This is a genomic window from Streptomyces sp. Ag109_O5-1 (genome assembly GCF_003814875.1).
GTDB classification, from domain to species: Bacteria; Actinomycetota; Actinomycetes; order Streptomycetales; family Streptomycetaceae; genus Streptomyces; species Streptomyces sasae.
Map to the genome: position 1 here is coordinate 2,253,979 of NZ_RKQF01000001.1, position 14,956 is coordinate 2,268,934.

General features: G+C 67.1%; 13 protein-coding genes. 4 read left to right on the forward strand and 9 right to left on the reverse strand.

Features of this window, described 5'->3' with window-relative positions; all coding sequences use genetic code 11:
- Positions 1-136 precede the first annotated feature (136 nt).
- The 7 genes from EDD90_RS10105 to EDD90_RS10135 all read right to left on the reverse strand — a co-directional run bounded on the left by EDD90_RS10105 (position 137) and on the right by EDD90_RS10135 (position 8,002).
- Positions 137-742, reverse strand: coding sequence for a hypothetical protein (locus tag EDD90_RS10105; RefSeq protein WP_123972731.1), 606 nt, complete (start codon positions 740-742; stop codon positions 137-139).
- A complete protein-coding gene (locus tag EDD90_RS10110; protein WP_123972732.1) occupies positions 735-2,555 on the reverse strand; it encodes a type IV secretory system conjugative DNA transfer family protein in 1,821 nt (606 codons plus the stop codon). Before EDD90_RS10110 ends, EDD90_RS10105 begins: the two co-directional genes overlap by 8 nt.
- A complete protein-coding gene (locus tag EDD90_RS10115; protein ID WP_185149013.1) occupies positions 2,552-3,931 on the reverse strand; it encodes an ATP/GTP-binding protein in 1,380 nt (459 codons plus the stop codon). Before EDD90_RS10115 ends, EDD90_RS10110 begins: the two co-directional genes overlap by 4 nt.
- A gap of 2 nt (positions 3,932-3,933) precedes the next feature.
- Entirely contained in the window at positions 3,934-5,433 is a 1,500-nt protein-coding gene (locus EDD90_RS10120; protein WP_260327776.1) for an SCO6880 family protein, read from the reverse strand.
- A 31-nt stretch (positions 5,434-5,464) separates the two neighbouring features.
- On the reverse strand, positions 5,465-6,934 hold the full coding sequence (locus tag EDD90_RS10125; RefSeq protein ID WP_260327777.1) for a hypothetical protein: 1,470 nt from the start codon (positions 6,932-6,934) through the stop codon (positions 5,465-5,467).
- A gap of 64 nt (positions 6,935-6,998) precedes the next feature.
- The gene (locus EDD90_RS10130; protein ID WP_260327778.1) at positions 6,999-7,796 is read right to left on the reverse strand and encodes a hypothetical protein; all 798 of its coding nucleotides are present in this window, start codon (positions 7,794-7,796) and stop codon (positions 6,999-7,001) included.
- A complete protein-coding gene (locus EDD90_RS10135; RefSeq protein WP_260327779.1) occupies positions 7,796-8,002 on the reverse strand; it encodes a hypothetical protein in 207 nt (68 codons plus the stop codon). Before EDD90_RS10135 ends, EDD90_RS10130 begins: the two co-directional genes overlap by 1 nt.
- A 567-nt stretch (positions 8,003-8,569) precedes the next feature.
- On the opposite strand from EDD90_RS10135, the gene EDD90_RS57080 reads away from it, so the two are divergent.
- The 3 genes from EDD90_RS57080 to EDD90_RS10155 are packed head-to-tail and all read left to right on the forward strand — an operon-like array spanning position 8,570 to position 10,710.
- The gene (locus EDD90_RS57080; RefSeq protein ID WP_260327780.1) at positions 8,570-9,742 is read left to right on the forward strand and encodes a hypothetical protein; all 1,173 of its coding nucleotides are present in this window, start codon (positions 8,570-8,572) and stop codon (positions 9,740-9,742) included.
- Positions 9,739-10,506: a hypothetical protein gene (locus EDD90_RS10150; RefSeq protein ID WP_123972734.1), complete on the forward strand. Its 768-nt coding sequence runs from the start codon at positions 9,739-9,741 to the stop codon at positions 10,504-10,506. The genes EDD90_RS57080 and EDD90_RS10150 overlap by 4 nt, the downstream gene beginning before the upstream one ends.
- A 24-nt stretch (positions 10,507-10,530) precedes the next feature.
- Positions 10,531-10,710 carry a hypothetical protein gene (locus EDD90_RS10155; RefSeq protein ID WP_123972735.1) on the forward strand — a complete coding sequence of 60 codons (180 nt, stop codon included), beginning with the start codon at positions 10,531-10,533 and terminating at the stop codon, positions 10,708-10,710.
- A gap of 62 nt (positions 10,711-10,772) precedes the next feature.
- On the opposite strand, the gene EDD90_RS10160 is transcribed toward EDD90_RS10155, so the two are convergent.
- Complete coding sequence (locus EDD90_RS10160; protein WP_123972736.1) at positions 10,773-11,423, reverse strand: 2'-5' RNA ligase family protein; 651 nt, start codon at positions 11,421-11,423, stop codon at positions 10,773-10,775.
- Between the two features lie 678 nt (positions 11,424-12,101).
- On the opposite strand from EDD90_RS10160, the gene murC reads away from it, so the two are divergent.
- Positions 12,102-13,550: a UDP-N-acetylmuramate--L-alanine ligase gene (gene murC / locus EDD90_RS10165; protein WP_123972737.1), complete on the forward strand. Its 1,449-nt coding sequence runs from the start codon at positions 12,102-12,104 to the stop codon at positions 13,548-13,550.
- On the opposite strand, the gene murF is transcribed toward murC, so the two are convergent.
- Positions 13,547-14,935 (reverse strand): UDP-N-acetylmuramoyl-tripeptide--D-alanyl-D-alanine ligase, encoded by a 1,389-nt coding sequence (gene murF, locus EDD90_RS10170; RefSeq protein WP_123972738.1) that lies wholly within the window; start codon positions 14,933-14,935, stop codon positions 13,547-13,549. The genes murC and murF overlap by 4 nt on opposite strands.
- Positions 14,936-14,956: the final 21 nt, after the last annotated feature.

The window sequence follows — 14,956 nt, forward strand, 5'->3', positions numbered from 1 at the left end:
TGCGGTGTGCTCAACGCCTGCTCCCAACGTCGAGGGCGGTTGTGTGCATCGGGGGCCCAAAGGGCTGCTGGTGGGCTGGGTCAGATATGGGACGGCGGCACGGGGAGATCTCGCGCGGCGGCGGTGCCGTCCGGGGTCATCCGCTGCCGTCCTCGTCCGGATCGGGCTGGTCATCGCCGCGCGGATCTGATGCATCGCCGTCGGGCTCGGGGCCTTCGGCGGCCAGGAGCAGGGCGAGGTAGTCCGCGTCTCCATCCCAGGTGGCATCGCGGTGGCGGGCTCGGTGCTGGCCGTTTCGGCACGCGCCGAGCCAGAACCGGCCCATCCGCTCCACGGCCCGGGCGAGGGCGTCTTGCCACAGGTACGGCGCCGACCCCCCGTCCTCCCCGCCGGCGTAGGCCGACTCGCGGGAGGTCCACAGCGCCGTGAGTTCCTCGACGACCGCGCCGTGCTTCCACCAGCACTGTCTGGGCAACTGGTCCGTGGTCATCTCGTACCGGTCGGCGACCCAGATCACCCAGCGAACGAATTGGGGCCAGAGCACGGCGCGTTCCTCTGGTTCGAGGTCGTTCCACCGCACTGGGGCACCGACCGGGCGTTCCTGCTCTCCGTCGGCGTCCCCGCTGCCGGATTGTCCGGCCTCCAGTTGCTCCTCCAGCAGCTTGACGCGCTCACTGAGAAGCACCTGTTCGGCGTTGATGTTGGTGAGTTCGGCGAAGATGTCATCGAAGCCGCTAGCCATGGCCGCCGCCCGCCTTCTCCAGTCCCACGCGGTCGTCGACCATCTCGTGCGCCCTGCGGGTGGCCTCCTTGATCTCCGCCGCCCGCGGTCCTTCGTGGGCACGGATAAACGTGACGAGCGTGGCGGGGGTGCGACGGTGGAACACCATCCCGCCGCGCTCCGGGATCATCCGGATCGCGGCAGGCTCCACCACCGCACGACGGCGCACCGACGTGGACACCGAGACCCTGTCCCCGTCATCGGAGACGGTCTCCACGTCCTCGTCGAATTCACCCGCGAGAGAACTGTAGGATTTCAATTCTTCGGGGTCGCTGATACCACCCAGGAAGACCTTCACCGTACCGCTGGCGAACATTTTCCGTACGCCCAGGGCGCCCCAGCGCTCCTCCGCTTGGGCATATCCCTGAAGAACCGCCATGATGAAAATGTTCTGCGATCCGCTGACACTCATCAGGTTCGGAATTTCCGGCAGAGGAGCTACGTTGGCCAGCTCGTCCATGAAGCAGCCGAGCGGAATCGGAAGGCGCCCGTTAGGGCTGCGGGCAGCGACCCGCTTGGCGGTGTCGAACATTGCTTTGGCGAAAGCGGCATTGAGCGGTGCCAGGGCGGATCCTTCTTCGTCCTCGCCGATCAGGAACAGCGTTCCGGACTGCCGGAGGTACGTTTCGATGTCGAAGACCTCCACGTCCCCCTGGGGGGCGAAGATCTCGGCGACCTTCTCGTCGTAGAGCGCGATGAATGACTGCTCTGCGGTCCTCCAGGTAGCGGATCGCTCCTCCTCGGCCGCGGCGTGCTGGCCGGCGAGCGCGGCGGCGAGCAGATGCTTGCCCTTCGCTGCCAGAAGGTCGACGGCCTCGCGGTTGTCGGGGTCCGTCGCCCAGGCCAGCACGTCGAGGACGGGCCGTTTGTGGAGGGCTGCGGCATGCAGCCAGCAGGTAATAAGGGTTTTCGCGTTGAGCGCGAAATAACCGCCATTCTTTGTCCCTTCTTCGCTTTTCGTGGTCGCCGCAAGGGTCTCGGCGCGCTTGCGTGCCGCCTGGTATTCCTCGCAGCCTGCGGTCAGCGGCCAGCGCAGCTGATTCGGCCAGCCGGACAGCCCTGTCGGGTCCAACACCCAGACAGGTCCGTGTTCCTGCCGCAGAAGCGCGGTGTTGTAGAGGACGTCTGTCTTGCTGCTGGTGGCGAGGACCGTTCCGCGGAATTCGAGGATCTCGGGAAGGATGATCTGGGAGGTCTTTCCCTCGCGCGGCGGGGCGACCAGGATCATCGACTCCTCGATCGTGATCCAGAGATGGATTTCCGAGGGGTCCGCGCTGCCGATGTAGACGGCAACGTCGCGGATGGTGATGGCCTTGGCGTTCTGCTCGGCGAGCGTGGGACGCAGCGATCCGGCACGGGACAGGGCCTGTTGCTCGCCCATTGCCTTCTCCAGCTGGGCGCGGGTCGCCATCCCGTCGGCGCCGTCTGAGCCCCGGTGCTTCCACCACCAGTACGTCTTCCACATCCCCCAGGTCGCTGCGGCGAGCAGGAGGAAGAAGGTGGGCCAGAACAGGAACGGGCCAGCTACGCCTGCGCTCGGCGGCCAGGCGGCTGCGGGGTCGCCGGGGTGGCGGAAGACGGCGACGACCGCGTGGCCCGCGGAGTCCCAGCTGATCGCCGCCGGCCGTCCGTGTGCCAGGAGGCCGGACAGGAGCGCGGTCGACCACAGCAGCGCGGTGAGCACGAACGCCGCGATCAGCGGGAGGATCCACACGGCATCGCGACCGAGGCGCAAGCGGGCCGCGGTCTTCGGGGTAGCGGCTTTCGGCATCATGCCGCCGCCCCCTTGTGGAGGCGTATCATCGGTGCCGACGCCTGTGCGCCCTGATGGTCCGCAGGCTCCCGATGCCCCTCCGACATCCGGCGGTTGGTGTCCGTCAGCCGGATCTCCTGGGGGGTCCGGATATGTTCCACCAAGTTGATCCGCGAACCCACTTGCCAGATGGCCCGCCCTGGTGCGCACACGTTGGAACCGTCGGCTAGCGCCTTGCGCGCCCAGTCGGGAAGTCCCAGGTAGTTGGCGGTTGTCTCGGCCTCGTCCCGGTCCATGTGGTACAGGACCCTTGTCGCCGTCAATTTCAGGATGGCCGCCGCCTCCGGGGCCTGCTCCAGCAGCAGATCCCCGAGGTGGTGCAGGACCGCCCAGAAGGACAACCCCAGGCGCCTGCCGTACCGGACCAGCTCCTCGAACAAGCGTGCTACGGGGCGGTGGGAGAGGATGTGCCAGGCTTCCTCGACGATCAAAGTCCTTTTGATCCGGTCATTCGGCTTGATCCATCCGAACCGCAGCCAGGGCCCGATGACCGCCATCAGCAGCGGCATGGCCTCGCCCTCGCGCGGCAGCTTCGTCAGATCGAAGATGATCAACCGGGCGTCGAGGTCGATCCCTTCGGTTGTCGGGCCGTCGAACATGCCGGCCAGGTCGCGGCTGGGGTTGCACAGTGAGTCCAGGGCCAGCGCGGCTGGCTGGCCCCACTCCACCAACTCCTGCGGAGTGACCGGCTGTTGTCCGAGAAGGGTCGGCTGCGGGGCGGTCAGCGCGTCCAGGACGTCGGAGAGGATCGCCACGCGCTGCTGCTCGCGGGCCGCGGCGGTGGCCGACTTGTGGGCCTCGGCCAGGGCGAACTTGGTCTGCGAGGTGAGGGTGCCGGTGAGGATCTCCATCATGGACACGAGCACCTTGAACTGGTGCTCGGCAGGGATCCGGTCGTCGAGCGGGTTGATCCGCACCCCTTCGCCGCCGTCGCCCGCGCCATAGACGAGGCGGATCGGCGTGATGCCCAACTGCCGGGCAATGCCGTCCCATTCACCGGCGCCGTCCTCGCCCTGCGCGTCCAGAATGGCGAAGCTCCGGTCGCGGAAGCGTAGTTGTCGCAGGACGTAGGTCTTCTCCAGTGCGGACTTGCCGTAGCCGGACTTCCCCAGGATCAGCGCGTGGCCGCTGGCGAGCCGGATGCGCGCCTGCGGGTTGTACAGGATGAAGGGGTCGTAGATGTAGGCCTTGCCGCTGTAGGCCTCCCGCCCGATGATCACGCCACGGGGGTCCATGCTGGCCGCGCCGACCGCCGGGTAGAGGCCGCAGGCGTGGCTGGTGGTCGAGCGGACGGCCCGCCGCCGGGTCTGTGTCTGGCGCCGCAGCATCTCCAGCATCGCTACCGCCCTTCCTTCAGCAGTCCGGCGGCGAAGGGCAGCGTGTTGGCGAAGGCCCGGTGATGCTCGGTGTCGCACCACTCCAGTCGCAGGCCCGCGCGGGTGGCGCCGGCGCGGACCGTGTCAGCGTCCCGGCGCAGGGCGTCGAGGGTGGGCGAGGTGACGGTGATCCAGGCAGCGAGCCGCGTGCCCGCCGCCCCGTCGGCGATGTCCCGCATGGTGCGGATCGAGGCGCTCTGGGCTTTCTGCTCCCGCGGGTCCTCGATCCGTCCGGCCTTCTTGTCCGCCTGGCCCAGCTCGTTCGTGGCGTCCGCCATGGCTTCGGTGATCGCCTGGTCCGTGCTGACGAGGTCCATGACCACGGACACCGACAGGATGATGTCCTGGAGGTAGAGCAGGATCGGCGCGAGGAAGTTGATGCCGACCGGGAGGACAGGCAGCTCCTTCACCCAGGCGGTCATCGAGTACCAGTCGTCCTCAGTGGCCTCCCAGCTGCGCGAGGACATGTACTTCTTGTTGCGGGCGTCCAGGACGGCGGGCCAGCAGGTGACCCGGTCCATGCCGGCGGTGTCGTCGATCCAGTGGCCGGGGTCGTAGGCGTGGTGCAGATTGGAGGCCAGCCCGGCTTCGTCGAGATTGCGGACGTGGCGCAGCTGTCCGCGTCCCAGCGTCCGGATGAAGCTCTCGATCTCCTGCCCGAGCGTGATCGCGTAGCCCTCGTGGAGGGTGTTGTAGCGGCGGGCCTCGGCGACCAGGTCAGCGGTGTAGGGGATGCCCACCACAAGCAGCAATCGGCGGTCTTCTGCGGTGACCGCGACACGCCGGATCAGGTCGTCGTACGACTGCTGCAACCACGTCGGGCTGTTGGTGTCACGCCGTTCGGCGGCGTCCCGGGCATGGGCGTTGGGGTCGGTGGGGATGACCCGGCTGATCCACTGGAGGCGGCGGATCCGCCCGCCGCTGTCGGCCGTGGTCTTCAGCAGGTGCTCGTAGGCCCGGATCAGGGCCTCCTTGTCCGCGGTGTCGAGGCTGCCGAAGTCGCGCTGGCCTTCCACCTCGACCACGGCGGTGAACATCAGCTCGTCCGGCTGCAGCACGATCGCGATCTCGCCGAAGGAGGTACGAGCCGAGATCCACTGCATGTTCCGCGGGACACCGACCGGGACGTCGACGGGGACGCGGCGGCCGTCGGCGTACCGGCCTGCGTACGGTGCCCTGGACCTGTAGAGCAGTGAGCCGTCCCGCAGCAGTTTCTTGTAGGTCCGGTTGATCTCGAACCACCGGACGTAGGTGCGCCCTTTGTGCGGCGCCAGCGTGGCCCAGGCGCAGGCGCCCGCGATCAGCACGAATCCGATGACCTTCAGCAGAATGCCGCCGAGGATCCAGGCCGCGATGAGCCCGCCGACGAACCCGCATCCCAATACGAGTTGCTCATCGGCTTCGAGCTTGCGGCCGAGCAGGCCGCGCGGCCTCGGCCGCGGGTAGGTGAAGGTGCGAGCCACAGCTACTCCTGGACGTACGTCGGGACGGGCATCAGCGCATCTCCTCGCCCGGCGGGGGCGGTTCCGGCTCGTCCGGGGGGTCGGGCGGCGGCCAGGACTGCGGGCCTGCCGGATCCACCGGCTCCCCGCCCGCCGATGCGCTGTCCGGGACTGCGGAGTCAGGAGCGCTTCCGGCAGACGGCGCGTCCCCGCCGGGGGCGTGACCACCGCCGCCGTCGGCATCGCCGCCCGCCGACGAGGCAGCGGATGAACCGCCGGAGTCGAGACCGCCGGTTGCCCCGTCGACTCCGCGGTCGACGGCGGCTTCGGCCTCGTCCTTGGTCTTGTCGACGCCCTTCTTCGCGGCCACGGCCGCCGCTCCGACACCGGTTGCGGCAGCTGCTCCTTCGGCCGCTCCGGCCTCGGTCGCACCGTCTCCGCTCAGGGCCTCGCCGTCTGCAGCGTCGTCTTCTCCTTCATCGCTGTCGTCACTGGATCCGGTGCCGTCGCCGCCGCCCATACGCGACTTGAGTTCTCCGTAGGAGTCGCCCACCTGGTTGCCAACCTCCTTCGCCCGGCCCTTGAGGTCGTCACGCGCGGCGTACATGTCGCGCACCTCGTCGCCGAACGTCGGAAGGAACTTCGAGAGCTGGAAGGGCATGTAGAAGGCGAGGAACAGCAGTGCCATCGCGGTGAAGACGGTCGCAAAGGACTGCCCCAGGCTCTTGTTGGGGCTGTCGGATGCCAGCGTTCCGGTGGCGAGCGCGATGACCGTGAACGTCACGTACTTCGAGGCGATGACCGCAGCCATAACGCCGCACCAGCGCTTGGTGTGTCCCCACAGGTCGCGGTCCACCAGGCCGCTGAACACCGTCGGTCCGAAGACGAGACCGGAGAGGATCAAGGCGTTGCGGACGATGAGCTCCAGCCAGACGCCAGCCACCGCCGCCAGCATTGCCAGGCTGAAGAAGATCACGATGATGGCGCCACCGGGGATCTTCATCAGCGCGAGCATCGCTGTCGTGACGGTGAGCACCATGTCGGCGGCGTCGCCAGCCACGGGCTTGAACATGGCCTCCGCGGCCTCGTCGAAAAGCCGCACGGTGTAGGCGACCGCTAGCGGTGCGAAGGCGGAGACCAGGACCGACATCAGCAGAAAGCCGACGGATTCCCCCAGTGCCCGGAGCGGCTGAACCCCTTGAATCGCCCTTTTGGCGACGGCGATCAGCCACAGGATGACCGTCAGCACCGTGGAGGCGGCAAAGGCCATGGTGTAGGTCCGAAGGAACCCCGGGTCCTGCCAGTCGATGCGCGTGGTCGATCCGAGTGCCTTCATCATCTGGGTGAAGATGCTGGTCACAGCGTTGTTGAAGAACTGGGCGATGTACCCCAAGGGATCCGACGCGAAGTCGATGGCCTCGTTCGTCTTCTCGACGACATTGCAGACCTTGTCGGCGAACGGGATGTTCTTGCAGGACCAGTCGGAGAAGTCGTTCGCCTGGGCCTGACCCGGGGCGAGCATGATGCTGAGCGTGGCCGTCAGGCCGGTAATCCAGACGAGACGGGTCCGTACCCGATACTGAGTCTCAGCCGACATACGGGGGCGCATTGAACTCCCGATCTGCCGTGCGGAACTCGTCCACGCTGGTAGGGCTGTCGCTGCCTGCATCCAGAGGGGTCGGGCCGTTGACGGAAGTGATCGCGTTCAGCTTCCAGTCGTTGGACTGCCACTCCAGGGTCAGCGTGTAGGTGGTCCACGACGCGGATACCGGCATCGGGGCGTTCTTGTCCGTGACGCCGACGAGTCCGGCCATCCACACGTCGACGGTGGCCACCTGATCGGTGTACGTGGTAACCCTGGTGCCCATCGCCGCACCACGTGCGACCAGCCCGTCGGTACTCCCGGCGGTGATGCCCAGCGAGGTGAGGACCTGCTGCATCCCGGTGTCGTCGTTGCGGATCTGCCGCTCCAGCGCCTGGCTGGTCATCATCGCGGCGAGCGTCGCGTGCCGGGCCTTCTCGTCGGTGAAGTAGGCGGCTGATGAACGCGCCACCTGGTAGTTCACTGCGGCCTGAACCACGCCGACCTGGTTGTGGGTATAGCCGACCGGGACACCGTTGACCAGCTTCTTCGCGGTACTCTTGGTGTCCCCTCCCGTGGTGTTCTTCTCCGCCGGCGCGTTCCGGCTCTGGCCGTCGGACGAGCCGTCGGATCCGCCACCACCTCCGGAAAGGCTCATGAACACCGCGAGGATGACCAGCGCGAGGAATACCGCTCCGGTGATGGCCATTCCCCGCCACCAGGGCTTGCCGCCCTGCACTTCGGTCGGCGTCTCAGCGATCAGGACTCGCGTACCCCTGCCACGGGTGGTCTGGCGGGCCATCAGATGCCCATCCCGTACACGATCGTGAAGATCGTTCCTATCGAGGCGACGACGAAGGCCCCGACGAGACTGCCTGCGATTTCCTTCTTGCCCTTGCTGACCTGGGCGACATCGTGCTGCCCCTCGCCGACCTTGAGATGTACGGCGCCGAGAATCGCGCGTCCTACCAGGACGAGAACGACTCCGGCCATGAGGGCCTGGATCACCGTTCGCCCCGTTGTGCCCAACTTCCCGAATGGGCCCCAGTCCGGGGACAGCCCGTTCACGAGGGGCCCGATGTCACCACTCGCTGCAAGATCCACTAGGTGTTGTGAAACGGGCATCCCCCGACTCCCTTCCACCCTCGTCACGGAGGTCGACCCGAAACCGGGCCGTGACGGTGAAAGGTACATACACACAAACTTGACAACAAGTGTTTATTGCCTGACAGGCAAGGCCGCGTCACGGTTCAGGTAACCGCCGCGAGTGCGGCCGCCCCCGGGCGACCGACCAGGGCAACACAGCCCACCGACAGGCACCCTGAAGTCGCAGCACTTCATATATATGCAGCTCAGTTGGCACTCTTCTCCACGTACGCGACTCGCTTGAGGTGGGCTAGATGGCGCGCCGCCCTTCTCTGTAGCGGTGCAGCCAGCAGGCACTTCGTCGACATAATTCCCCGGCGCGGACACAGTCGTACGACACACTGAGGCCGCTGAAGCGGGTAGCCGTTCCGTCGCAAGTGAGGTTCACTGGCCTTCTTTCATAAACACATGTTTATGGTCGGAGTGGGGATGAACGGGCTCGGCAAGACCGCCACAGGTGTCACCGCGGCAGGCATCTCGGTGCTCTCGCTCTGTGTCCTCGCGGTCAGCGGTGCCACAACCCAGGCCAACGCCAACACCTGCCAGAGCGGCCTTCAGCCGATCGGAGACGGGGAAAGTGGAGCCGGCACGGGAGGGGAGGCACCAAAGTTCGACGGCGAGCAGGAAGCAGACAGCAGCCAGGTGACGGTTCCACTGCATCCGGAAGGTGCGCAGAACAGTGCGAAGTGGACCGCTCGTCAGGTTCGCAACGCGGCGACCATCACCAACGTCGCCCGGACCAGGAGCCTTTCACCGCGCGCCGCAGTCATCGCCGTGGCGGTCGCCATGCAGGAAAGCACCCTCAACAACCTGCACCACGGCCACGCGGACAGTGTGGGGCTCTTCCAGCAGAGGCCCTCGCAGGGCTGGGGCACAGTCAGTGAGCTCACCGACCCGGTGTACGCATCCGGGAGGTTTTACGACCGGCTCCTCAAGGTCGACAACTGGCAGCAGAAATCGCTCGCTAAGGTCGCCGCCTCGATCCAGCGCCCCGCCGAGCAGTACCGCAACGAGTACGCCAAGTGGGAGGCCGCAGCCGGCTCTCTCGTAGCCAAGACCTGGGGAACCCACGCCGTGACCTCGATCAGCGCGGGCTGCAACGACCCGGCCGCCTCCGGCGGAAAGGACCCCAAGGCAACGTTCAACGTCAAGAACCCGCGCACCGCCGCCCAGGCCATCACGAGCGCCCGGAACGAAGCGGGCAAGACGGGCTGGTACCGGATGTGCGACAACTTCGCCGCCCAGGCCTACGGTTGGGGCTCATCCGGATCGGCAACGGCCAACATTCACTGGAACCGACTCGTGGACGCTGGACTCGCGCACCCGGGCGACTTGTCACCGCCCGCGGGAGCACTGCTGTTCTATGACACAGGCGGCTCGGCGGGGCACGTCGCCCTCTACCTAGGCAACGATCAGGTGGCCAGCAACGACGTAGGGGACGAGTACCCACGCCAAGGCAAGATCGTCATCGTCTCGCGGAAAGATCTCACCGACGGCGCCTGGCGCCTGAGGTATCGCGGATGGGCCGAGCCGAGCTTCCCGAGCGCCGGCGGCATCAGCACCGTCCCCCTCCTCCCCGACAAGCAGGTGAACCAGCAGTGAGCGACATATCCCCAGACGCGGTGCAGATCCGGATCACATCCGACGGCATCTGCTTCATAGACGAGGAGTACTTCACGGCGCCTCCCGGTGTCCCGCTCAACGACGCCGTCCTGGCGCACCTCCAACTGGAGGCCGCTGCCCTGGAGATGCCGGTCCGGGCAGTGATCCAGGACGAGCAGGCGCAGTACACGACTGCGATCCGGGTCGAAACCGACGGCACCAGCCATCCCGTGGCCGGCGAGGCTCAGGCCCCTGCCTCGCCAACATATCTGCCGATGCCGCAGCCCAAGTCCTTGGACCCTGTGCCGCCCGACCGGCCGTACGAGCCACTGCCCGAGCCCTATCGCGGACGGCTCGTTTCGATCTGCGCAACCGCCAACCAGAACCTCTTCGCCGAAGCCGCACGCGACGCAGATCAACTACTCGTAGACCTTTCCGCCCAGTTCGGTCCGAGCCACCTCTTCACCTTGGCAGTCGGCCTCGTGCGCGGGGACATTGCATGGCTGGATCAGGACTTCCGATACGGCCTGCAGAGTTGGGTCTTCATGGCTCGGGCCTGGCACAGCCACCTCGGGCCTCAGCACAGCAGCACCGTTCGCGCCGCCGGCAACGCACTCGGCTGCTGGCGTCGGCTTCAGCCCACCGAAGCAGGGGAGTCAGCCGAGTACATGATCACGTTTCTCCGAGACGTATCTGTCCCAGACGGCGAAGCGGCGATCCGTAGTATCAGCCGGCGGGCACAGACAATCGCCCTGGCCAACTAACGGTCATTTGCGGATACTTGACGCATGAACCCCATACGCCTCGGCCGCATCGTCCTCTTCTCCCTCCCGTACATGCTCATCGTCGTCGGCGTCCTGGCAGCCTCTAAGGCTGACGGCGCCCCCAGCGTTGCGTTCGAGGCCCTTGGCGTAGCAGCCGTGGGCGCACTCTGGGCCTGGCGCCGTGGCCGACGGAACGGCTTCTGAAAGCTCAGGTAGGGAAGCCCGAGAATACGGCCCTACAGGCTGCTACCGGGGCTGGGCCAACGTCACGGAGTCGCTGTCGGGCCCAAGGGGATCCGGTCAATTTCCTTCCACGTGATGGTCTTCGATCTCTTGGTGTCCGTGGCCGTGACATCGACGAGATAGACGGCGGAGATATGAAGAGGAGCGTGGCTTGGCCTAATACGGCGCAGGCGGCGCTGTGCCTCATCAGAGTCGGCATGGTCGTAGGCGTACGCCGTGGACAGGTGCTGAACGCTCCAGGGGTACCTGGCCGCTTCCTCGCCGCACACGCCCCGGATGGTGTCGCGGGTGGCGTCGTGGAGTGTCGCAAGGCCCTCGTCCGGATGCAGGTCGGCTAGAACGCCAGTGTGATAGCTCAGGAGCGACCCAACCATCACTTCCAGCGGCTCGAAGGTGCTCAGGCGTTGCCGCAAAGCATCCACCAGAGCCTGACGTTCTTCCTTCGGCACGGCAGCAGCTGGACGCCCACTGATCTGGTCGATAGCGATGTGAAGCCAGCGCGGCTCGACTGGGCACAATGGGAACCCCTCGTCGATCAACACCTTGTTCGCTTCGGTGATGAGGCTGATCAAAGGCGTGTGGCGGGGATCGGAAAGATCGACTACTGCATAGATGTGTAGAACACTCTCGGCCTTCCACGCCTCCGTCCCGTGCAGGAACGTCAAAGGCTTCACCTAAGAACTCCACAGTCAGAGGCCGACATTCAAACGGACGCGAAGCTTGTCCACCCCGGCAGTGTAGCTGCGGCCCAGCGGATGACTTTTACGTTCCGGTGCTTTGCACGTAGGCGGCCTCGCATCTCGCGACGTGGCCGACTAACAGCGCCCTCGCATAGTGCTCCAATGGCATGTTCGCCGCTGCCGCGTGTTCCGCGAGTGCGCAGTGCTCTTGTTCGTTCAGCACCACGACTAAGCCGAACGACCGGGCAATACCAAGGCTCTGGGGCGTGCACACACGTCCCAGATGTTCGGTGAGGAGGTCAGCGAGTAACGCGGGAACGGGTGGGCGAGGGCATTCACCGCGGCGGACCCACCGGCTGACGCGCGATCGGTCAACGGCGACTCCGGGATGCCCCTGTTCCTCCGCCCGCTGGTTGATACGGCGGGCGGTCTCGCTGCGGTTCCAGCCGACCTCGGCCAGCGCCAAAGCCAGGGCGTAGTTCGGCCCTCTCATAGCGCATCAGCGCCATACGCCATGCCTGTTCGCACGAGGGCGCGTTGCGAATAGGTTCGCAACGCCGCAGGTCGTAGACGGTGTGGGCGGGCAAGAGGGACGGTGGCGCAGCAACCCCCAATGAGGGGGAAATCGACGGCAGTTGAGGCGGTCAGCTCCGCCTCGAAGGAGGCTTCTTCATGGCCGAAACCGCAGTTCCCAAGATCGAGTCCGACGCTCTGGAAGGACTTCTCGACCTGACGCGCGCGCACTTCGTCGGCATCGGTGGTCTGGGCATGCTGCCGGTCGCCCGCGTATGTGCCGAGCGGGGCTACACCGTTTCTGGAAGCGACGTCAAGGAACCGGCTGGACTCGCGGCTCTCGGAGAGCTGGGCGCCCAGCTGTTCACCGACCACCGGGCGGGGAACCTGCCGTCGGACGCGACGGCGCTCGTCTTCGCCAACGCCGTCCGCGCCGACAACCCCGAGATCGCGCGGGCGAAGGAACTGGGCATCCCGGTCGTGCACCGATCGCTGGCCCTGAACTCGCTGATGTCCGGCCACACCTCGATCGCCGTGATGGGTACGCACGGCAAGTCCAGCACCTCGGCGATGCTGGCGTTCGCCCTCGACCGCCTCGGGCGGAGTCCGTCCCACGTGGTCGGTGCCGATCTGGACGGGCCGGGCAGCGGCGGACGCGCGGGGTCGGGCGGGTTCTTCGTCGCGGAGGTCGACGAGTCGGACCGCTCGCACATCGGGATGCAGATGAGCGTCGCGGTGATCACCAACATCGCGTACGACCACCCCGAGACCTACGCCGAGGAGATGGACCACGTCGACGCGTACGAGGAGTGCGTGCGGACGGGTCTCGCGGCGGGCGGGACGCTCGTCCTGAACACCGACTCGGCGGGCTGCCGGGAACTGGCTTCCCGGCTGGCGATGGCCGGAGACGGCCCCCGGGTGGTCACCTTCGGCACCTCGTCGTCGGCGGACTGGCGGCTGACGAACATGGCCGACGAGGAGGGGCACACCACCGCGACGCTGACCGGACCGAACGGCCTCGAACTCGACTTGGGGCTGCGGGTGCTGGGAATCCACCAGCTGCTGAACGCCGCCGCGGCCGTGGCAGCTCTGCACGCCTTGGGCCAGGAAGTGGACCGGGCGGCGGAGCAGCTCGTGGACTTCCAGGAGGCGCGGCGGCGGATGACCCCGGCCGGTGAGGCGGCCGGGGTACGGATCTACGACTCCTTCGCCCACCACCCGGACGAGGTGACGGCGGACCTCGCTGCCGCGCATACCCTCGTCCGGGACGGCGGGCGGGTGGTGGTCGTCTTCCAGCCGACCGACGACACCCGGCTGAGCGTGTTCGGCGACGCCTTCGGGAGGGCGCTGGCCGGCTGCGCCGAGGCGGTGGTGACGGACAGCAGCCGCGGCATCCCCGTGGAGGCGCTGGAGCTGCTGTCCGCCCGCATCGTCCAGGCCAGCGGGATCTCCGTGGACGTGGTGGTGGAGCGGGACAAGGCCATGGTCTACGCGGCCCACGCGGCGCGCCCCGGTGACGTGATCGTGCTCATGGGAGTCGGCGACGTCGCTGAGGCCGGTCCGGTACTCCTGGCCGCGCTGCCCGAGCTGGAGCCTGTCGCAGCCTAACCGGCGGCGGTACCGGGGGTCGGCTGCAGAAGCTTCTCGGCGAGCTGCTGCAGCTCGACCCCTCGGGATGCCTTGACCAAGACGACGTCCCCGCGGCCCAGAACCTTGTGGAGCAGTTCCAGGGCGGTTTCCTGGTCGGGCAGGTGCACGGCCTTTCCTCCGACGCTGCGGACGCCGTCCTGCATCCATCCCGCTTCGTCCCCTCCCACCAGGATGATCTGGTCAAGATCCAGACCGGCGGCGTAGCGGCCGAGTTCTACGTGCGCGGCCCGTGCATCGTCGCCTAGCTCGTTCATCCGGCCCAGGACGGCGAACGACCGCTGGTCGGTGCCGCCGGTCATGGAAGCCAGGGCGTTCAGTGCGTGCCGCATGGAGTGCGGGTTGGCGTTGTACGCGTCGTTGACGATCGTGACGCCGTCGGCCCTCAGATGGGTCTCCATCCGCCAGCGGGAACGCGGAAGCGCGTCGGACAGCCGCGCGGCGATCTCGTCGGCGCCGAGTCCGGCTTCGCGGGCGACGGCGGCCGCCGCCAGGCTGTTGGGGACCTGGACGTCGCCGAGGAACTTGAGGTGGACGGGGGCGCTGCCCTCCGGGAGGGTCAGCGTGTAGGAAGCGTGGCCGTGCGCGTCGACGGTCACGTTCACAGCCCGCACGGTGGCTTGCTCGCTCAGGCCGTAGGTGACGACGCGGGCCGATGTGCGCTGGTCCATGACGCGTACGAAGTCATCGTCGGCGTTGAGGACGGCGAGCCCTCCACGGTGCAGGGCTTCGACGATCTCTCCCTTGGCTAGGGCGATGTTCTCGCGACCGCCGAACTCGCCGACGTGGGCGGTGCCGACGTTGGTGATGACGCTGATGTCAGGCGGCGCGATCCGGGTGAGGTCTCGAATGTCACCGATATGGCGGGCGCCCATTTCCAGGACGAGGTAGTCAGTGCCAGCGTCGGCCATGGTGACGGTGATCGGCAGGCCGATCTCGTTGTTGAAGGACTCGGGGGTGGCCACGACGTGGCCGGGCAGGACCTGCGCGGTGAGGTCCTTGGTGCTGGTCTTCCCGGCCGATCCGGTCAGGGCGACGACCTTGGCCCGGTTGAGGGGACCGTGCAGCAGGTGGCGGCTGAGCAGGCCCGCTGCTGTGAGGACGTCGTCGACGACGATCGCGGGAACGCCGACGGGCCGGGTGGTCAGGGCGACGGCGGCACCCTTGTTGATAGCGGCTTCCGCGAAGGCGTGGCCGTCGGTGTGCTGGCCCTGGAGGGCCAGGAACAGGCCGCCGGGGACCGCTTCGCGGGAGTCGAAGATGGCAGGTTCGGTGACCTGAGCTTCGGGATCGAGGACGTCCGCGAGACGGCCGCCGACGATCTGAGCGATGCTGGTCAAGGACATGGGCTGCAACGTGGTTCTCCT